We start from the raw sequence: 18,949 nt of genomic DNA on the forward strand, positions 1-18,949 counted from the left end.
GGTTTCGAAGTGACGCAGGAGAGAGCCAGCCGCGAAGAGGCGATCCTCACGCGCCTGACTGACGACGGCACGCTCACCGTCGCCTCCATGGCCGAGAAGCTCGGCGTGTCCGAGGTCACCATCCGCGGCGATCTCCGCGCCCTCGAACAGCGCGGCATGCTGGTGCGGACGCGTGGCGGCGCACGCCCCAGCTCCTTCAAGACGATCCTCCAGCGCGAGAAGGTCAACGTCGAGGCCAAGCAGCGCATCGCGGCCTTCGCCGCCTCGATGATCACCGACGGTGACACGGTCATGATGGAGGCAGGGACCACCGTCGCCTCGATCACCGGTCACCTCGCGCAGCGCCGCGACGTCCAGATCGTCACCAACTCGACGCTCGTGTTCAACGTCGCCCGCACCAACCCCGCGCTCAACATCATCCTCGCCGGGGGGGTGTTCCGCCGGGAGTCCGAGTCGCTCGTCGGTCCCGACGCCGAGCGCACCGTCTCCGACTTCAACACCCGTCTCGCCTTCCTCGGCACCGACGGGTTCTCCCCCGAACGGGGGCTCACCACCCGGTTCGTCGACGGCGCCCAGGTCGCCGCGCTCATGAGCCGCCGCGCCGAGGAGACCTGGCTGGTCGCCGACTCCTCCAAGTTCGGCCAGGCCGGGTTCGTCAGTTTTCTGCCCCTCGACAAGGTCACCGGGATCATCACAGATTCCGGGCTCGTCGCAGGGGCCGCTTCAGCACTGCAAGAGCACACGCGTGTGTGCATCGTCTAGGGAAGGTCAACGTCTATGGCAACCGTCGTAGTCATGCCGCAGCTCGGCAACTCTGTCGAGTCCTGCCTGATCGTGTCGTGGCAGGTGGGTCTCGGCGACGAGATCGCCGAGAACGCCATCGTGTGTGAGGTCGAGACCGACAAGGCCTCGATGGAGGTCCCGACCTCGGCCGCCGGCACCGTACTCGCCATCCTCTGGGACGAGGGCGACGACGTCCCCGTCAAGGAGCCGCTCCTGGTGGTCGGCGCGGCGGGCGAGGACCCGGCCGATGCCCTGGCCGCAGCCGGCTGGAAGGGCAGGGGCGACGACGAAGCTGCCATCCCCGGAGCCGCCGCCGCAGCCGAGGCCGCCCCCGAGGCTGAGGCCCCCGCCGCCCCGGTCGAGCGCGTCGCCTCCACCGGCGCCTCCAGCCCGCGGGCCCGCACGCTGGCCGCAGCCAACCACCTCGACATCAACGACGTCGCCGAAGGCTCCGGCCCCGGCGGACGCGTCATCGAGCGCGACGTCACCGCTGCCCTCGCCCACGCAACCAAGGGATCGGCCCGCGCCGGCGCCCACGGCTCGGGCGCCGCCGGCACCGGCCTCGGCGGCCGCGTCACGACGGCGGACCTCGCCGCAGGCACACCGGCCGTGGACACCGACGGCGACGTTTCGACAGGCTCAACGAACCGGGTGGGGGCAGCGCCGGTGACCGGCTCCCGCGAGTTCCCCGGCGCCTCGACGACGACGCCGCTCAAGGGCATCCGCAAGACCATCGCGGACCGCATGATGCATTCGCTGGCCAGCTCCGCCCAGCTGACCTACACCTCGACGGCCAACGCGGCCGGCCTGCTCGCGCTCCGCAAGAGGCTCAAGGGCTCGCCCGAGGAGCTCGGCCTCAGCAAGGTGACCATCGGCGACCTGGTCGGCTATGCCGCCGTCAAGGCCGCGGCCAAGAACACCGGCCACAACGCCCACCTCGCCGACGGGAAGCTCACCGTCTTCGAGCAGGTCCACCTCGGCTTCGCGTGCGATACCCCGCGCGGCCTGCTGGTCCCAACGGTCCGCAATGCCTCCGAGATGGGGCTGCGCGAGTTCTCCGCCGTCAGCAAGGACCTCGCACAGCAGGCCATCGGCGGCAGCATCAGCCCCGACCTGCTGCAGGGCGCCACCTTCACGGTCAGCAACCTCGGCGGCTTCGGCATCGAGTCCTTCACCCCGCTGCTGAACGTGCCCCAGGTCGCCATCCTCGGCGTCGACGCGATCTTCCCGCGCGCCGTGGTCAACGCCGACGGCAGCTTCGGCGTCGAGCAGCGCATCGGCTTCTCGCTGACCGCCGACCACCGCGTGATCGACGGCGCCGACGCCGCCCGCTTCCTGCAGGACCTCGTCGCCTACGTCGAGAACATCGACATCACCGTCCTCGGCTGAGACAAGGAGCAACGCACATGAGCACCACCTTCGACGTCATCGTTCTGGGCGGCGGCCCCGGCGGCTACATCGCCGCCGAGCGCCTCGGGCACGCGAAGAAGAACGTCCTCCTCATCGAGGCCGACGCGCTGGGCGGCACCTGCCTGAACGTCGGCTGCATCCCCACCAAGGCGCTGCTGAACGCGGCGAAGACCTACGAGCACGCCGTGCACGGCGCCCAGCTGGGCGTCCGCGTCGACGGCGCCAGCGTCGACTGGGCCGAACTGCAGAAGTGGAAGAACAAGACCGTCGCGACGCTGGTCGGCGGCGTCGGCGCGGCCGAGAAGAAGGCCGGCGTCACCGTCGTCAAGGGCTACGGTCGCTTCGACGGCCCGGGTCGCGTCACGGTCGACGGCACCACCTACACGGCCGAACACGTCATCCTGGCCACCGGCTCCGTCCCGGTCATGCCGCCCATCCCCGGCGCCGCGGACAACCCCCGCGTCCTCGACTCCACCGGCATGCTGTCGGTCCCCGAGATCCCGGCCCGCCTCGCCGTCATCGGCGGCGGCGTCATCGGGCTCGAGTTCGCCAGCCTGTTCGCGATGCTCGGCTCCGAGGTCACCGTCATCGAGATGCTGCCCGAGGTCGTCCCCTTCATGGACGACGAGCTCGCAGCCCAGCTCCGCAAGGGCCTCGCCGACATCGACGTGAAGCTCGAGTGCAAGGTCACCAGCATCGACGGCGGCACCGTCCACTACGAGACCATGGCCGGCACCGCCGAGTCGGTCGACGCCGACGTCGTGCTGATGGCCGTCGGCCGCCGCCCCGCCGTCGCCGGCTGGGGCGCCGAGGACTCCAGCCTGGAGTTCTCCGGCAAGGGCGTGGTCGTCGACGACCGGATGCGCACCAACCTGCCCAACGTGTGGGCCGTCGGCGACGTCACCGGCCGCTCGCTGCTGGCGCACGCCGCCTACCGGATGGGCGAGATTGCGGTGGCGAACATCCTCGACCCCGAGGCGTTCCGCCGCGGCGAGATCATGCGCTGGAACACCATCCCGTGGGCCGTGTACTCCAACCCGGAGGCGGCCGGCATCGGGCTGACCGAGTCCCAGGCGAGGGCCAAGGGGATCGACGTCAAGTCCGTGACCGTCCCCGGCTACCTGTCCGGCCGCTTCGTCGCCGAGTCCGGCGTCAAGGCCCCCGGCGCCGCCAAGCTCATCTGGGACGGCGCCACCGGCCAGGTGCTCGGCATCCACGTGCTCGGCTCCTACGCCTCCGAGATGATCTGGGGCGCCTCCGTCGTACTCGAGACCGAAGTCAGCATCACCGACCTGCGCCAGGTCGTCTTCCCCCACCCCACCGTCAGCGAACTCATCCGTGAGGCCGCCTGGGCCGCCCAGGCCTGAGCCCCGACAAGGAGACACGAAACATGCCAAAGAACCTCATCGTCGACCCGAGCAACGTCCGCTCCGCCTCGACCATCACCGCCCCCGAGATCCCGGTCAACCAGTACCGGCCGAACTTCGCCGCAGAGCTCGACAAGTACGGCAAGCAGGGGCTCATCGACATCCTGCACGACATGATCGCCGTGCGGCAGTTCGAGACCATGCTGAACTCGATCAAGACCACCGGCGCGTGGAACGGCGTCGAGTACAACCACCGCGGCCCCGCGCACCTCTCCATCGGGCAGGAGTCGGCCGTCGTCGGCCAGGCCTCGCAGCTCGACCCGGAGGACTTCCTGTTCGGCTCGCACCGCAGCCACGGCGAGATCCTCGCCAAGTGCTTCTCCGCGGCCCGCAAACTCGACCCCGCGCAGGTCGAGGACATCATGAAGACGTTCCTCGACGGTGAGACGCTCGCCTTCGCCGAGCAGGTCGGCTACGACAGCGCCGCCGACCTGACCGAGAACTTCATCCTCTACGGCACCGTCGCCGAGACGTTCGCCCGCAAGGCCGGCTTCAACCGCGGCCTCGGCGGCTCCATGCACGCCTTCTTCGCGCCCTTCGGCTCGATGCCGAACAACGCGATCGTCGGCGGCTCGGCCGACATCGCCACCGGCTCGGCGCTTTTCAAGCTGATCAACCGCAAGTCCGGCATCGTCATCGCCAACATCGGCGACGCCTCCATGGGCTGCGGCCCCGTCTGGGAGGCCATGGCCATGGCGTCCATGGACCAGTACCGCAGCCTCTGGAACGACGGCGTGAACGGCAACCCGCCGATCTGGTTCAACTTCTTCAACAACTTCTACGGCATGGGCGGCCAGACCTCCGGCGAGACCATGGGCTACGACATCCTCGCCCGCGTCGGCATGGGCGTGAACCCCGAGGCCATGCACGCCGAGCGCGTCGACGGGCTCAACCCGCTCGCCGTCGCCGACGCCGTCACCCGCAAGCGCCAGCTCCTCGTCGAGGGTCGCGGCCCGGTGCTGACCGACACCATCACCTACCGCTTCTCCGGCCACTCGCCGTCCGACGCGTCCTCCTACCGCACGCGCGAGGAGGTCGAGCTGTGGGAGCAGCACGACGGCCTGAAGAACTACGCCGCCTACCTCGTCGAGAACGGCGTCCTCAGCCAGGGCGAGGTCGACGACCTCCAGGCCAAGTTCGATGAGCGTCTCACGAAGGTGATCGCCATCGCCACGAAGGACGAGGTCTCCTCGCCGCGCGTCGGGATGGACTTCATCGAGTCCGTCATGTACTCCAACGGCAACGTCGAGGCCTTCGACGACCGCACCCCCGAGCTCAAGCAGCCGCTCGAGGAGAACGCCCGCGTCAAGTCGCTGGCCGCCAAGGTCCGCACCGCCACCGACGCCAACGGCAAGCCCGTCAGCAAGGCCAAGGCCTACTCCTACCGTGACGCGCTGTTCGAGGCCGTCGCCCACCGCTTCGCCACCGACCCGACCCTGGCCGCCTGGGGCGAGGAGAACCGCGACTGGGGCGGCGCGTTCGCCGTCTACCGCGGCCTGACCGAGCTGCTGCCGTACCACCGCCTGTTCAACTCGCCCATCTCCGAGGCCGCCATCATCGGCGCCGGCGTCGGCTACGCCCTGTCCGGCGGCCGCGCGATCGTCGAGCTGATGTACTGCGACTTCCTCGGCCGCGCCGGCGACGAGATCTTCAACCAGGCCGCCAAGTGGCAGTCCATGTCCGCCGGCCTGCTGAAGATGCCGCTCGTCATGCGCGTCTCCGTCGGATCCAAGTACGGCGCCCAGCACTCGCAGGACTGGGCGGCGCTGGTCGCCCACATGCCCGGGCTCAAGGTCTACTACCCGTCGACCCCGTACGACGCCAAGGGCATGATGAACCTCGCCCTGCGCGGCACCGATCCCGTGGTGTTCTTCGAGTCCCAGCTGCTGTACGACAAGGCTGAGGAGTTCGTCGCCGACGGCGTCCCGACCGGCTACTACGAGGTGCCCGAGGGCGAGCCCGTCGTGCGCCGCGAGGGCACCGACCTGACCGTCGCGGTCATCGGCCCCACCCTCTACCGCGTGATGGAGGCCGCCGACCTGCTGCAGGAGAAGTACGGCATCTCCACCGAGGTCATCGACCTGCGCTTCGTCGCCCCGCTGAACCTCGACCCGATCGTCGAGTCGGTGAAGAAGACCGGCCGCCTCGTGCTGACCTCCGACGCGGTGGACCGCGGCTCGTTCCTCCACACCGTCGCGTCGCAGATCCAGACCCTGGCCTTCGACCACCTCGACGCGCCCGTCACGGTCGTCGGCTCCCGCAACGCCATCACCCCGGCGGCCGAGCTGGAGAAGGAGTTCTTCCCGCAGCCCGAGTGGCTGCTCGACGCGATCCACGAGCGCGTGCTGCCGCTCAAGGGCCACGTCCCGACCACCAACCAGACCGACGCCGAGATCGCCCGCCGTTCGCGGCAGGGCCTCTGACAAGGAGAGACATGCTCCGCGAGCGCATCAACGACCCGTCGCTGACGCCCGCCGAGCGCGTGGCGGCCCTGCAGGAGTACCTGCAGGGCTCGCCCGCGTTCCCGGACTTCGTGACCGAGTCGAACAACCACGTCCACACCATCTACAGCTTCAGCCCGTACACGCCCGCGATGGCGGCGCTGCGGGCCCGCGAGGCCGGGCTGATGGTTGTCGGCTCCGTCGACCACGACTCGGCCGCGGGCGCGGGCGAGATGGCGGCCGCCGCCGACGCCGTCGGCCTCGGGTCGGTGACCGGCTTCGAGTGCCGCGTCTACCTGTACAGCGCCGATGAGGTCGCCGAGGGGCGCGCCCCGCTGCACGACCGCAAGCTCAACAACCCCGACACCGCGGGCATCGCCTACATGACCGTCCAGGGGATCCCGGCGTCGCAGCGGGAGCGGGTCGCCGAATACCTGGCGCCCATCCGGGCCGCCCGCCTCGCGCGGACCGCGCGGATGGTTGAGCGGGCCAACGCGATCCTCGAGGGCCTCGGGGCGCCCGTGCTGGACTTCCAGCGCGACGTCGTCGACCGGTCGCAGTACGAAGGCGGCGGAGAGGTGACCGAGCGGCACCTGCTCGCAGGCATCGCCGACAAGCTCATCGAGCGCTACGGCCGCGGCCGGGCGCTGGTGGACGGGCTCGGCGAGCTGGGCCTCGAGCTGTCGGACAAGGTCGCGGCGCAGCTGGGCGACGAGGCGAACCCGTACCTGGAGTTCGACCTGCTCGGTGTCATGAAGGCCGGCTTCCTCGACCAGATCTACCTCGTCCCGGACCGGGAGGAGTGCCCGACGATGGCGGAGGTCGCGGCCTTCGCGACGTCCGTCGGCGCCATTCCTGCCTACGCCTACCTCGGCGACGTGACCGCGTCGCCGACGGGCGACAAGAAGGCCGAGAAGTTCGAGGATGACTTCCTCGACGAGCTGGTCGCCGAGCTCCGCCGGCTCGGGATGCCCGCCATCACGTACATGCCGCCGCGCAACACGGCGGAGCAGATGGCGCGCCTCGCGTCGCTCGCGGCCGACAACGGCCTCCTCGAGGTGTCCGGCGTCGACATCAACACCCCGCGCCAGCAGTTCAACTGCCCGGAGCTGCAGCGCCGGGAGCTGGCGCACCTGAACGACGCGACGTGGGCGATGGTCGCGCACGAGCGGCTCGCCGAGGCCGACCTCGACCTCGGTCTGTTCGCCGAGGCCGGCCCGCTGGCGTCGCTCCCGCTGTCCGAGCGGGTCCGGCGCTACAGCGCCGTCGGGCGGTCGCTCGTGGCCGGCACCAGCACCGTCGGCGAGGCCGCCGATGCCCTGAGGAAGGAAGCAGCATGAGCATCCTGGAGATCGCGCCGCTCGTCCGCGGCGCCTACCTGGCCGCCCGCAACGTGCCGGTGATCCTGTCGCCGTCGGACGAGGCGGAGCTGGACCTGAGCGTCGAGTCGGTGGATCAGCTGGCCGGGGCGTTCCCCGTCGAGCTGCCGGACACCGTCGCGGTGACGGTCGCGGGGGAGCGGCACGCGTTCCGCGCCCACACCGTCGGAGCTGTGTCGCCGCTGCCGCACGGCAAGGACGCTGAAGCCTCGGCGGCCGAGCCACGGTCGCGGGTCGTCGCCGGGAAGGTGGCGCTCGTCACCGGAGGCGCGCAGGGGTTCGGGGCGGAGATCGTCCGTGGGCTTGTCGCCTCCGGGGCCTTCGTCTACATCGCCGACCTGAACGCCGACGGGGCTGCGAAGCTTGCCGACGAGCTCGGCCCGCACACCGCGGCGCTGACGGTCAACGTCGCCGATGAGGAGTCGGTGGCGGCCATGACCGGGCAGATTGCGGCCACCACGGGCGGCCTCGACCTCGTCGTGTCCAACGCCGGCATCGTCCGTGCGGGCAGCGTGCTGGAGCAGGATGCCTCCGCGTTCCGGCTCACCACCGACATCAACTACGTCGCGTTCTTCCTTGTCACCAAGCACCTGGGCGGCCTGATGGCCGCGCAGCGTCGCACGGCGCCGACCTGGACCACCGACATCGTGCAGATCAACTCCAAGTCCGGCCTGGTCGGCTCGAACAAGAACGGCGCGTACGCCGGGTCGAAGTTCGGGGGCATCGGGCTGGTGCAGAGCTTCGCGCTGGAGCTGGTCGAGCACGGTATCAAGGTGAACGCGATCTGCCCGGGCAACTTCCTCGATGGCCCGCTGTGGTCCGACCCCGACCGCGGCCTGTTCGTGCAGTACCTGCGCTCCGGCAAGGTGCCCGGCGCGACGACGATCGAGGAGGTCCGCCGCTTCTACGAGGCCAAGGTGCCCCTCAACCGCGGCACCTACGGGTCCGACGTCATGCGGGCGCTGTACTACCTCGTCGAGCAGGAGTACGAGACCGGCCAGGCGCTCCCCGTCACCGGCGGCCAGGTGATGCTGAGTAGCTGATCGGCTGGCCGACGCCACCCTTCCCGACGGACGCCACCCTTCTCGACACATGCCACCGCCATGGCGGTGGCATGTGTGAAGAGCGGTGGCGTCGGTGAAGAAGGGTGGCGTCTGGGTTGAGGGTGCACAGGCAGAAGGCCCGGCGTCCAGATTCTGGGACCGGGCCGCGCGTCGATTTCGCCGACGGGGCCGGCACGTCGCACAATAGGGCGGGACCCGAGCAAATATGAGTTGCTCGGGTCCCTGTGTGTTGACCGACGGTGGGCCGTCGCCGATCTGACGGACGTCCGGGTATTCCTCGCCCCCATGCCCTGGGAGCCCCGCGGGCCGCAGCCTGCGGGTACGAGGAAGAAGGACTCTTCCGTCGGGTGATCCGCCCGGGACGACCGTCCGGATCTGATCGATGTACCGTTACCCGCCGCCTCGTCTCTGCGGCCCCGCGGGCTTGACGCCCGCTCCAGGTGAGGAGCTCCGGTGCATCTCTCGGTGTGAGGCCGTGGTCAGCGTTCCACCGCCTGAGGACTGTCCGCCGTGTGTTCGCACCGCCGCTGCGCGTGCCCTCTGAGGAGGTGATGGACGTCGGTCTGGCTGTCCTCGCGAATCCCCTCGCGGGTTTTCGTACAGGAATGTCTACTCCTCCGGCTCGGCGTTGGCAAGAGGTTCCGAGGAATCAGAGGAGAAAACCCTAGCCGAAACGGCGTGTCGCCTTGCATGCGGGTCCCTGGGTGGCCTTCCCGAGGTGGCGTTCGTCGTCGGGCATGGGGGCTGTGGGCGGTTTTCGACGGCGGACCGGGGAGAATCGACCACTGACCGATTTTCCGAGCGCCTCCGGGGCCCGGTGGGGACGCGGCGGGCGCGAGGTGGTCGGCTGCATGGGCGGGCCAGGCTCCGCGAGTCGCTGCCGAAACCTCTCTGACAAGGGTCTATGTAGAGATTTCTCCGAACCTGTTCCCCCTGGTCCCCCACCGGCGTATGGTGAATCTCGTACCCGTCCCCTACTACTCGGGAGGCAATCTATGGGCATCGATGATGCGGCCCAAGAGGCCGTCGGTAAGGCCAAGGAAGGCGTCGGCGAGGCCATCGGAAACGAGGACCTTCGCCAAGACGGAGTCAAGGATCGAATCGAGGCCAACGCCAAACAAGTCGCTGATGACGCCAAGAGGCGCATGGGTGACGTGGGCAGCGGTTTGGCCGACAAGGTCGAATCTCTCAAGGACAAGTTGACCGCCAAGGGCGACAAGTAGCGCCGGCGCATCCTGGCATCCAGAACTAGACAACGGGGCCGCCCTCATGGGCGGCCCCGTTCTTCATGCCCGCCCGGCGTGGCTGCCATGCTTCGCCTCCCCGGCGAAACGCGGCTGACATGGCTCTTCCTGCACCTTCTCCACAGGCGGAGGACGTGGACCTGCACGTCTGCACGGCCGGCCTCTGTTAGCGGGGGGCGGGCTCAGCCCGGGACCGGTGGCGTGGTTGGATTGCCCCATGACAGCTCGGAAGATCGGCGTCACCGAGGTAGTGCTCCGTGACGCGCATCAAAGCTTGATGGCAACCCGCATGGCCATGGAAGACATGGTCGGCGCCTGCGAGGACATCGATAACGCCGGCTACTGGTCGGTTGAGTGTTGGGGCGGGGCGACGTTCGACGCCTGCATCCGCTTCCTCAACGAGGATCCCTGGAAGCGCCTGCGTACGTTCCGTGAGTTGCTTCCCAACTCGCGGCTCCAGATGCTGCTCCGCGGCCAGAACCTCCTCGGCTACCGCCACTACGAGGACATGGTCGTCGAGAAGTTCGTTGACAAGGCAGCCGAGAACGGCATGGACGTGTTCCGTGTGTTCGACGCGCTGAACGACCCGCGCAACATGGCGCGGGCGATGGCGGCGGTGAAGGCCTCGGGCAAGCATGCCCAGGGCACCATCTGCTACACCATCTCCCCGGTCCACACCGTCGACGGCTACATCAAGCTCGCCGGCCAGCTGCTGGACATGGGCGCCGAGTCGATCGCGCTCAAGGACATGGCTGCACTGCTGCAGCCGCAGCCCGCCTACGACATCGTCAAGGGCATCAAGGACACCTACGGTGATGTGCAGATCAACGTGCACTGCCACTCCACCACCGGCGTGACGCTCGTCTCGCTGATGAAGGCCATCGAGGCTGGCGCCGACGTCGTCGACACCGCGATCTCGTCCATGTCGCTCGGCCCGGGTCACAACCCCACCGAGTCGCTCGTGGCGATGCTCGAGGGCACCGAGTACACGACCGACCTCGACATGGACCGCCTCCTGAGGATCCGTGACCACTTCGCGGCCGTGCGCCCGAAGTACCAGGAGTTCGAGTCCGCCACGCTGGTCGACACGAACATCTTCTCCTCGCAGATCCCCGGCGGCATGCTGTCGAACATGGAGTCGCAGCTGAAGGCCCAGGGTGCGGGCGACCGCATCAACGAGGTCATGGCCGAGGTCCCGCGGGTCAAGGCCGACGCCGGCCACCCGCCACTGGTCACCCCGTCGTCGCAGATCGTCGGCACCCAGGCCGTTTTCAACGTCCTCATGGGCCGCTACAAGGTCATGACGGGCGAGTTCGCCGACCTGATGCTCGGCTACTACGGCGAGTGCCTCGGCGAGCGTAATCCCGAGGTCGTGGAGCTGGCCAAGATCCAGACCAAGAAGGAGCCGATCACCGTCCGCCCGGCGGACCTGCTCGAGCCCGAGTGGGACAAGCTGGTCTCCGACGCGTCGAACCTCGACGGCTTCGACGGGTCCGACGAGGACGTGCTCACCAACGCGATGTTCCCCGGTGTCGCGCCCAAGTTCTTCGCGAGCCGCGCCGAGGGCCCCAAGAACGTCGGAAAGACCCCCGCCCAGCTCGCTGCCGAGGCCGCCAAGGCCGCGGGCAACGTGCCGGGTATCAAGGTCCCCGTCAACTACAACGTCACCATCGCCGGTCAGTCGCACAGCGTGACTGTCGAGCCGGCCTGAAGGAGGACCAATGGCTAAGCAGCACACGATGGACGAGCGCCTCGAGCAGCTCGCCGAGCGTCGAGCCAAGGTTGAGGCCGGAGGCGGTGAGAAGAAGCTGGAGAAGCAGCGCGAGAAGGGCAAGATGACCGCCCGCGAACGCCTCGCGGCCCTGCTCGACGAGAACTCGTTCCAGGAGACCGGCGCCTTCCGTCGCAACCGGACGACCACGTTCGGCATGGACAAGGCCGACATGCCCGCCGACGGCGTCGTCACCGGTTCCGGCGCGGTGTTCGGCCGCCCGGTGCACGTCGCCTCCCAGGACTTCACGGTCATGGGCGGCTCCGCCGGCGAGGCGCACTCGATCAAGGTCACCGAGGCACTGAAGGCCTCGCTGCAGACGGGCACCCCGTTCGTGTTCATCAACGACTCGGGCGGCGCCCGGGTCCAGGAGGGCATCGACTCGCTGTCCGGTTACGGCAAGGTGTTCTACGCCAACGTCCTGCTGTCCGGCGCCGTGCCGCAGATCTCGATCATCGCCGGCCCCTGCGCCGGTGGCGCGGCCTACTCGCCCGCCCTGACCGACTTCATCATCCAGACCCGCAAGGCCCACATGTTCATCACGGGCCCTGGCGTGATCAAGCAGGTCACCGGAGAGAACGTCACGCAGGACGAGCTCGGCGGTGCCGACGCGCACATGTCCCGCTCCGGCGTCGTCCACTTCGTGGCCGATGACGACGAGCAGGCCATCCTGATCGCGCAGAAGCTCCTGAGCTTCCTGCCGCAGAACAACACCGAGGACGCCCCGATCGTCGATCCCGACGACGTGGTGGAGTCGAACCCGAAGCTCCGCGACATCATCCCCGTCGAGAGCAACAAGGGCTACGACGTCCGCGATGTCATCAACGAGATCGTCGACCACCGCGACTTCCTCGAGGTCCAGGCCGGGTGGGCCATGAACATCGTCGTCGGCTTCGGCCGCGTCGTGGGCCGCACCGTCGGCATCATCGCCAACCAGCCGAGCGTCATGTCCGGCGTGCTCGACATCGACTCCTCGGACAAGTCCAGCAAGTTCGTCCGCTTCTGCAACGCGTTCAACATCCCGGTGCTGAACCTCGTCGACGTCCCCGGCTTCCTGCCCGGCGTCGCGCAGGAGCACAACGGCATCATCCGCCACGGCGCGAAGATGCTGTACGCGTACTCCGCGGCGACGGTCCCGAAGATCACGGTCGTGCTGCGCAAGGCCTACGGCGGCGCGTACCTGGCCATGTGCTCGAAGGACCTGGGCGCCGACAAGGTGTTCGCCTGGCCGACCGCCGAGATCGCCGTGATGGGCGCCGAGGGCGCGGCCAACGTCGTGTTCCGCAGGGAGATCGACGCGGCCGAGGACCAGGAGGCCAAGCGGGCCGAGCTGGTCGAGGAGTACCGCGAGACGTTCTCCACGCCGTACATGGCCGCGAGCCGTGGCCTGGTCGACGACATCATCGACCCGGCCGACACCCGTCGCCAGGTCGCGATGGCGCTGGAGCTCCTCGTCGGGAAGCGTGAGCTTCGTCCCGCGAAGAAGCACGGCCTCGGGCCGGCGTGATCGGAACAGCCATGGAAGACGAAACGCTCAAGGAGCTGCGCCACCTCGTCGCGCAGCTCACGGAGAAGGTCTCGACCCTCGAGACGAAGATCCAGCGGCTGGAAGCCCAGCAGCAGATCCCCGAAGAGGACCTCGTCGCGATCGGCGCGGCCCTGGCCGCATACTTCGGCTACGCGCCGAAGGTGCGCGCCATCCGCTTCGGCTCGCAGTCCAAGTGGGCCACCGCCGCCCGCGAGCGCGTCCACGACCGTTCCGTCCCGCACGTCCGCTAAGGAAGAAGAATGAAGCTCAAGGTGACCGTCAACGCGACGGAGTACGAGATCGACGTGGAGGTGGAGCAGGAGGAGCGTCCTCAGCTCGGCCCGATCGTGATCGGTGTCAACGGTGGGTCCAACCCCATCCCGACCAAGGCGTCCGTGACCGCCGTCAGCAGCAACGCCGTCGTGGCGCCGCTGGCCGGTTCGGTGGCCCGCATCCTGGTGGCCGAGGGCGACGAGATCGAGGCCGGTCAGGTCCTCCTCGTCCTCGAGGCCATGAAGATGGAGACCGAGATCACCGCGCCTGCCGCGGGCAAGGTCTCTGCGATCCTCGTCGCCCCCGGCGACGCGGTTCAGGGCGGTCAGGCTCTCATCGAGCTCTGACTCCCAGCGCACCCAGCGGCGCCCCGGACGGTCTCCCCGTCCGGGGCGTCGCCGCGTTCCCCGGTGGATCGGCCCCACTAGTCTGGGAGGTGACCGACGCATGCAAGGAGACCGGATGAGTGACCAGTCGCCAGCGCCCCTCGACGACGACACGTCGCCGACGCAGTTCGACGAGCACGCGGCCGGGGCGCTCCCGGCGCCAGACCCGATGGAACCCGTCGACCGGGCGGAGGTCATCGCCGAGGGCGGCCGCAAGGTCTCCGAGTGGAGCGCACGCTTCCTCCTGATCGCCGCGGCGCTCGGGGTGCTGGGCTGGGGGCTCAGCAAGGTCTGGGACGGGCTCCTCCCGCTGCTGCTCGCGCTGCTCATCTCGTCGGTCCTGTGGCCCGTCGTGGCGAAGTTGAAGAAGTGGCGCGTCCCCTACGGCCTCGGCGCGCTGATCGCCCTGCTGTTGGCCGCCGGATTCGTCGCGGCGATGCTGTCCTACGTCGCGCCGTCGGTCGTGTCGCAGTGGCCGCAGTTGTGGAGTTCCGCCATCACGGGCGTGCGGAGGCTGCAGGACTGGGTCGCCGGGCCGCCCTTCAACGTGCACGACGACGAGCTGAACCTCTGGATCGATCAGGCGCTGAGCTGGCTGCAGACTCACAGCAGCGAGCTGCTGGGGCAGGCCGTCAGCCTCGGCGGCAGCGTCGGCAGCGGGGTCGTGAAGCTCCTCCTGACGCTTGTGCTGACCTTCTTCTTCCTGAAGGACGGCGTGAAGTTCATCGGCGTTGTGCAGGGGGTCGTGGGTCGCCGCGCCGGGTTCCACGCCTCGGAGTTGCTGACGCGGATGTGGAACACGCTGTCCGGCTACATCCGCACGCAGGCGATCGTCAGCTTCGTCGACGCCTTCTTCATCGGGCTGGGCCTCGTGCTGCTCGGTGTCCCGTTGGCGATGCCGATCGCCGTGCTGACCTTCATGGCAGGGTTCATCCCCGTCGTCGGTGCCGTGTCGGCGGGCACGCTGGCCGTCCTGGTCGCGCTGGTGTCGAACGGCTTCTACACGGCCCTGTTCGTCCTGATCCTGATCATCGGCGTGCAGCAGCTGGAGGGGAACATCCTGCAGCCCCTCCTGCAGTCGAAGGTCATGAAGCTGCACCCGGTGGTCATCCTGATCAGCGTGGTGCTCGGCGGCGTGTGGGCCGGGATCATCGGCATGTTCCTCGCAGTGCCCGTCGTCGCCGTGCTCGCGGTCGTGTTCCGCTACCTGGGGGATCTGATGGACCTCAGGACGGGGGAGAAGGTCGCGGGCGACATCGCCTGGGCCACCGATGAGGGCCAGCACGTCGCCTCGGAGTCCGAACGGGCCTCGGTCCTGTTCCGGGCGGCGCTCTCGCTCGCCCGGCTCCGCCACGATCCCGTCGCGACCCACACCCCGCACCAGGCCACCGAACCCGATGATGCGAGCCCTGACGTACCCGCCGCGGGGCCGCGATCGGCCACGGGGAGGCCGCGGCTGCCGTCCCTGCCGCGCCCGTGGCGGCGCCGTGGGGACGCTGACCAGTAGGTCAGCCCCTGAACACCTTGTACTGCGCGGCCTGCGCCCGGGGGCGGATCGTGATCCGGTCGAGGTTGACGTGCGCGGGGCGTGTCGCCATGAACGAGATGGTGTCCGCCACGTCGTCGGCCGTCAGGGGCTCGTCGACGCCCGCGTAGACCTTGTCGGCCTTCTCCTTGTCGCCGGCGAAGCGGGTCAGCGCGAACTCGTCGGTGCGCACCATGCCGGGGCAGATCTCCATGATCCGGACCGGCTGGTCGAACAGCTCGAGGCGGAGCGCCTCCACGACGGCGCGCTCGCCCGCCTTCGCCGCGCAGTAGCCGGCTCCGCCCTCGTAGCCCCAGTCGGCGGCGGTCGAGGTGACGAAGATGATGGCCCCGCCGGCTGCGGTGAGCGCCGGAAGGAGGGCCTTGGTGACGCGGGTCGTGCCGATCAGGTTCGTGGCGAGCATCTGCTCCCACGCGTCGAGGTCGGCCTCGGCGACCGGCTCGAGCCCGACGGCCCCGCCGGCGTTGTTGACGAGCACGTCCAGGGTGTCGCCGACCTCGGCGGCGAGGCGTGCGACGTCGTCGGCCGAGGTGATGTCGCAGGCGACGGCGACGCCGTCGATCTCCGCGGCCAGGGCCTCGACCCGGTCCGCGCGGCGGGCCGCGCAGACGACACGGAAACCCTCCGCTGCGAGGCGGCGCGCGGTGGCGGCGCCGATTCCTGAACTTGCTCCGGTGACGAGTGCGGTAGGCATGCCCCTCACTCTAGGCCCCATTCCCTCGGCCGACGCCACCCCTCCCGCCAGACGCCACCCCTAACGACGGACGCCACCCCTGTCGACCGATGCCACCGCCAGGGCGGTGGCATGTGCGACGAAGGGTGGCGTCTGCCGGTAAGGGTGGTGTGTGGCGACTACTTCTTCTTGCCCTGGTTCTTCACGGCCTCGATGGACGCCTTCGCGGCCTCCGGGTCGAGGTAGCGGCCGCCCGGCGTGACGGGCTTGAAGTTCTCGTCCAGCTCGTAGAACAGCGGGATCCCGGTCGGGATGTTCAGGCCGGCGATGTCCTCGTCCGAGATGCCGTCGAGGTGCTTGACCAGCGCGCGCAGCGAGTTGCCGTGCGCGGTGACCAGCACGGTCTTGCCCTCGGCCAGGTCGGGGACGATGTGCGCCTCCCAGTAGGGCAGCAGGCGGGCGACGACGTCCTTCAGGCACTCGGTGCGGGGACGCTCGGCCTCGGGGATGTCGGCGTAGCGGGCATCGTGGAACTGCGAGAACTCGTCGGCGATGTCGATCAGCGGCGGCGGGGTGTCGTAGCTGCGGCGCCAGAGCATGAACTGCTCCTCGCCGTAGGTCTCCAGCGTCTGGGCCTTGTCTTTGCCCTGCAGCGCGCCGTAGTGGCGCTCGTTCAGGCGCCAGTTGCGCTTGACGGGGATCCAGTGCCGGTCACAGCCGTCGAGCGCGAGATACGCGGTGTGGATGGCGCGACGCAGCAGCGAGGTGTGCAGGATGTCGGGGAGCAGGCCCTCCGACTTCAGCAGCTTCGCGGCGTTCTTGCCCTCCGCGATGCCCTTCTCGTTGATGTCGACGTCCACCCAACCGGTGAAGAGATTCTTGGCATTCCACTCGCTCTCGCCATGGCGGAGCAGGATCAACTTCGCGGTCATGGTCCCAACCCTACAACGGGCACCGGAGCGCTCCCGGAGCGGCATGGGTTCGATGCGCCGCGGGTGCTCGCGGCGTCAGGAGATGGTGCCGAAGGAGTAGCCGGCGTGCTTGAACGCCCTGATCATCGCGCCGACGGACTCGGACGTCAGTTTCTTCTCATGCGTGTCGTGACCGAGCACGACGATCACGTGGTATCCTTCGCGGACCTGGATCGTGGCGTTCTTCACGGTCTGCTTGACCGTCTTCGGTCGATCCGAGGTGGGCGCGCTGTCGCGGGTGTCCGAGTTCCAGTCGATCCACGTGATGCCGCGCTGGGCGAGCGCCCGGTCCGCGCCCTCCAGCCCGGTCCAGGACATGTGCCCGCCGGGGTAGCGCCACGACTGCGGCGCGTAGTCATCGCCGAGCACCTCGCGGATGCGCGCCACCGTCCGGTCACATTCCTGCGTGATCGTCTCTGTGCTGCCCCGACGTCCGGGATACAACAGCGAGTAGTCGTGTGACCAGCTGTGCGGGCTGACCGAGTGCCCCTCGGCGATCTGCCGGGAGAGTACGTCGGGCGCCGACCCGATCTGGGAACCCACGACGAAGAAGGTCGCGTGGACGCGGGCCTTCTTCAGGGCGTCGAGGATGACGTGGCTCGTCTGCGGATTCGGGCCGTCGTCGAAGGTCAGGAAGACGATCTTCTTGTCGGGGCGCCGCTTCGTGCCGGTCAGCCAGGCGTTGACGGTGCTGGCCGGATAGACGTAGCCGGCCTTGTCGGCGGCCCAGTTGTGGTTGGTGCCGGGCCTGAGCAGGGTCAGGTCCGCAGGGGGATCGGTCACCTCCGCTGAGGGGACATCGGGGGTGGGCGTGCTCGGCGCGGCGGTCGGCTGCGTCGGGCCGGCCGGGCTGGGGGGTGACGCACTCGTCGTCGGGATCGAGGTCGTCGGGGTCGAGGTCGGCGGGGCCGAGGTCGGGGTCGTCGTCCGCGCGGTGGCCGGCATGGATGACGAGGCGGTGTGCGAGGCGACGGGGCTGGAACCCGGGCCCGGGGCCGCGTCGCCCGCGACGGTCGTGAGCCCGGCCGGGGCGCATGCGGTCAGGGACACGGCGACAGCGGCGACGGTTGCGAGCGCGGCGCGCTGCAGGGGCATTTCTGCACCTCCGGGGAAGACGACCGTGCCGACAATACGACTCGACCCGGCGACGACCAATCGGAGCGTGGTCGTCGCCGGGTCGGACCCTGGGCCCCGGGCGGGGCACACGGTCAGGCGTTGGGCCAGTCCTCGCCTTCCGGGACCTGGCCGGTGATGATGTAGATGACGCGGCGGCCGACGGCGACGGCGTGGTCGGCGTAGCGCTCGAAGTAGCGGCCGAGCAACGCCACATCCACGGCACCTTCGATGCTGATGTCGGAGTCCTCCGCCAGCATGGTGGTGAACTGGTCGGCGCGGAGATCGTCCATCCGCTCGTCGATCTCGACCAGTCGCTTGGCCTGGTTTGCGTCGCGGTCGTGCAGCGAGAGCCTGGCCACGTCGATGACCTCGATGGCGATGTCAGCCATCTCGGCGAAGCTCGCCTGAAACTGCGGCGGGACGGCGTGCGCCGGATAGCGCAGTCGGGCGATCTTCGCGACGTGCGCAGCCAGGTCGCCCATGCGCGCCAGTTCGAAGACGACGCGGATCGCGGAGACGATGATGCGCAGCTCGCCGGCGACAGGAGCCTGCAGCGCGAGGAGGGAGAGGCACTTGTACTCCATCTCCTCGTGGAGCCGGTCCAGCTCGGCGTCGTTCGTGATGACGGTCTCGGCCTTGGTCAGGTCGGCCGTCAGCAGCGCCTCGGAAGCCGTCTTGATGGCTGCCTCCGCGAGCTCGGCCATGTGGACGAGGCGGTCGATGATCGAATCGAGCTCCTCGTGGTAGCTGGTGCGCATGGTGCTGTCGCTCCTCCTTGTGGGTGGCGCCGAGTCTAGCCGGGCGCGACGATCGGCACCGAGGCTAGACCAGGCAGATGAACGGGGGTCTTCATGGCGTGAACCACAGGTGAACGACGCGTGAAACCTCGCCGGAGGCGTCCCACCCGTCGGGAATCACGCTCAGGCCGGGGCTTCCC

16 protein-coding genes are annotated in these 18,949 nt (G+C 69.1%); 12 read left to right on the forward strand and 4 right to left on the reverse strand.

Translation table 11 applies throughout. The features are described 5' to 3' along the window. Window positions 1-9: 9 nt before the first annotated feature. The 12 genes from KDB89_RS02225 (at window position 10) to KDB89_RS02280 (ending at window position 15,213) form a co-directional block, all read left to right on the forward strand. Window positions 10-762, forward strand: coding sequence for a DeoR/GlpR family DNA-binding transcription regulator (locus tag KDB89_RS02225; RefSeq protein WP_219083120.1), 753 nt, complete (start codon window positions 10-12; stop codon window positions 760-762). Between the two features lie 15 nt (window positions 763-777). Further along, window positions 778-2,172, forward strand: coding sequence for a dihydrolipoamide acetyltransferase family protein (locus tag KDB89_RS02230; RefSeq protein WP_219083122.1), 1,395 nt, complete (start codon window positions 778-780; stop codon window positions 2,170-2,172). A 17-nt stretch (window positions 2,173-2,189) separates the two neighbouring features. Next, window positions 2,190-3,560 carry a dihydrolipoyl dehydrogenase gene (gene lpdA, locus KDB89_RS02235; RefSeq protein ID WP_219083124.1) on the forward strand — a complete coding sequence of 457 codons (1,371 nt, stop codon included), beginning with the start codon at window positions 2,190-2,192 and terminating at the stop codon, window positions 3,558-3,560. Between the two features lie 23 nt (window positions 3,561-3,583). Further along, entirely contained in the window at window positions 3,584-6,043 is a 2,460-nt protein-coding gene (locus KDB89_RS02240; RefSeq protein ID WP_219083126.1) for an alpha-ketoacid dehydrogenase subunit alpha/beta, read from the forward strand. 11 nt (window positions 6,044-6,054) lie between these two features. Next, on the forward strand, window positions 6,055-7,401 hold the full coding sequence (locus tag KDB89_RS02245) for a PHP domain-containing protein (protein WP_219083128.1): 1,347 nt from the start codon (window positions 6,055-6,057) through the stop codon (window positions 7,399-7,401). Then, window positions 7,398-8,483: an SDR family NAD(P)-dependent oxidoreductase gene (locus tag KDB89_RS02250; RefSeq protein WP_255556118.1), complete on the forward strand. Its 1,086-nt coding sequence runs from the start codon at window positions 7,398-7,400 to the stop codon at window positions 8,481-8,483. The genes KDB89_RS02245 and KDB89_RS02250 overlap by 4 nt, the downstream gene beginning before the upstream one ends. A gap of 1,016 nt (window positions 8,484-9,499) precedes the next feature. After that, complete coding sequence (locus tag KDB89_RS02255; protein ID WP_219083130.1) at window positions 9,500-9,727, forward strand: CsbD family protein; 228 nt, start codon at window positions 9,500-9,502, stop codon at window positions 9,725-9,727. Between the two features lie 238 nt (window positions 9,728-9,965). Further along, on the forward strand, window positions 9,966-11,459 hold the full coding sequence (locus KDB89_RS02260; RefSeq protein WP_219083132.1) for a methylmalonyl-CoA carboxytransferase subunit 5S: 1,494 nt from the start codon (window positions 9,966-9,968) through the stop codon (window positions 11,457-11,459). A gap of 10 nt (window positions 11,460-11,469) precedes the next feature. After that, on the forward strand, window positions 11,470-13,026 hold the full coding sequence (locus tag KDB89_RS02265) for an acyl-CoA carboxylase subunit beta (protein WP_219083134.1): 1,557 nt from the start codon (window positions 11,470-11,472) through the stop codon (window positions 13,024-13,026). 11 nt (window positions 13,027-13,037) lie between these two features. Next, a complete protein-coding gene (locus tag KDB89_RS02270; protein WP_219083136.1) occupies window positions 13,038-13,298 on the forward strand; it encodes a hypothetical protein in 261 nt (86 codons plus the stop codon). A gap of 9 nt (window positions 13,299-13,307) precedes the next feature. Beyond that, a complete protein-coding gene (locus tag KDB89_RS02275) occupies window positions 13,308-13,667 on the forward strand; it encodes a biotin/lipoyl-containing protein (RefSeq protein ID WP_219083138.1) in 360 nt (119 codons plus the stop codon). 115 nt (window positions 13,668-13,782) lie between these two features. Further along, window positions 13,783-15,213 carry an AI-2E family transporter gene (locus KDB89_RS02280; protein WP_219083140.1) on the forward strand — a complete coding sequence of 477 codons (1,431 nt, stop codon included), beginning with the start codon at window positions 13,783-13,785 and terminating at the stop codon, window positions 15,211-15,213. A 1-nt stretch (window position 15,214) separates the two neighbouring features. On the opposite strand, the gene KDB89_RS02285 is transcribed toward KDB89_RS02280, so the two are convergent. The 4 genes from KDB89_RS02285 to phoU all read right to left on the reverse strand — a co-directional run bounded on the left by KDB89_RS02285 (window position 15,215) and on the right by phoU (window position 18,770). Next, the gene (locus KDB89_RS02285; protein ID WP_255556119.1) at window positions 15,215-15,946 is read right to left on the reverse strand and encodes an SDR family NAD(P)-dependent oxidoreductase; all 732 of its coding nucleotides are present in this window, start codon (window positions 15,944-15,946) and stop codon (window positions 15,215-15,217) included. Window positions 15,947-16,104: 158 nt separating this feature from the next. Then, complete coding sequence (locus KDB89_RS02290) at window positions 16,105-16,857, reverse strand: phosphoglyceromutase (RefSeq protein ID WP_219083144.1); 753 nt, start codon at window positions 16,855-16,857, stop codon at window positions 16,105-16,107. 75 nt (window positions 16,858-16,932) lie between these two features. Further along, entirely contained in the window at window positions 16,933-17,991 is a 1,059-nt protein-coding gene (locus KDB89_RS02295; RefSeq protein WP_219083146.1) for a polysaccharide deacetylase family protein, read from the reverse strand. Window positions 17,992-18,104: 113 nt separating this feature from the next. Further along, window positions 18,105-18,770: a phosphate signaling complex protein PhoU gene (phoU, locus tag KDB89_RS02300; RefSeq protein WP_219083149.1), complete on the reverse strand. Its 666-nt coding sequence runs from the start codon at window positions 18,768-18,770 to the stop codon at window positions 18,105-18,107. Window positions 18,771-18,949: the final 179 nt, after the last annotated feature.

The organism is Tessaracoccus palaemonis, assembly GCF_019316905.1.
Classification (GTDB): domain Bacteria; phylum Actinomycetota; class Actinomycetes; order Propionibacteriales; family Propionibacteriaceae; genus Arachnia; species Arachnia palaemonis.

What these genes read in the sequence shown, in the direction of transcription:
- KDB89_RS02245 (WP_219083128.1), top strand. Translation starts at nt 6,055, where the DNA reads ATGCTCCGCGAGCGCATCAACGACCCGTCGCTGACGCCCGCCGAGCGC.
- lpdA (WP_219083124.1), top strand. Translation starts at nt 2,190, where the DNA reads ATGAGCACCACCTTCGACGTCATCGTTCTGGGCGGCGGCCCCGGCGGC.
- phoU (WP_219083149.1), bottom strand. Translation starts at nt 18,770, where the DNA reads ATGCGCACCAGCTACCACGAGGAGCTCGATTCGATCATCGACCGCCTC.
- KDB89_RS02290 (WP_219083144.1), bottom strand. Translation starts at nt 16,857, where the DNA reads ATGACCGCGAAGTTGATCCTGCTCCGCCATGGCGAGAGCGAGTGGAAT.
- KDB89_RS02265 (WP_219083134.1), top strand. Translation starts at nt 11,470, where the DNA reads ATGGCTAAGCAGCACACGATGGACGAGCGCCTCGAGCAGCTCGCCGAG.
- KDB89_RS02270 (WP_219083136.1), top strand. Translation starts at nt 13,038, where the DNA reads ATGGAAGACGAAACGCTCAAGGAGCTGCGCCACCTCGTCGCGCAGCTC.
- KDB89_RS02295 (WP_219083146.1), bottom strand. Translation starts at nt 17,991, where the DNA reads ATGCCCCTGCAGCGCGCCGCGCTCGCAACCGTCGCCGCTGTCGCCGTG.
- KDB89_RS02285 (WP_255556119.1), bottom strand. Translation starts at nt 15,946, where the DNA reads ATGCCTACCGCACTCGTCACCGGAGCAAGTTCAGGAATCGGCGCCGCC.
- KDB89_RS02240 (WP_219083126.1), top strand. Translation starts at nt 3,584, where the DNA reads ATGCCAAAGAACCTCATCGTCGACCCGAGCAACGTCCGCTCCGCCTCG.
- KDB89_RS02260 (WP_219083132.1), top strand. Translation starts at nt 9,966, where the DNA reads ATGACAGCTCGGAAGATCGGCGTCACCGAGGTAGTGCTCCGTGACGCG.
- KDB89_RS02280 (WP_219083140.1), top strand. Translation starts at nt 13,783, where the DNA reads ATGAGTGACCAGTCGCCAGCGCCCCTCGACGACGACACGTCGCCGACG.
- KDB89_RS02255 (WP_219083130.1), top strand. Translation starts at nt 9,500, where the DNA reads ATGGGCATCGATGATGCGGCCCAAGAGGCCGTCGGTAAGGCCAAGGAA.
- KDB89_RS02275 (WP_219083138.1), top strand. Translation starts at nt 13,308, where the DNA reads ATGAAGCTCAAGGTGACCGTCAACGCGACGGAGTACGAGATCGACGTG.
- KDB89_RS02250 (WP_255556118.1), top strand. Translation starts at nt 7,398, where the DNA reads ATGAGCATCCTGGAGATCGCGCCGCTCGTCCGCGGCGCCTACCTGGCC.
- KDB89_RS02230 (WP_219083122.1), top strand. Translation starts at nt 778, where the DNA reads ATGGCAACCGTCGTAGTCATGCCGCAGCTCGGCAACTCTGTCGAGTCC.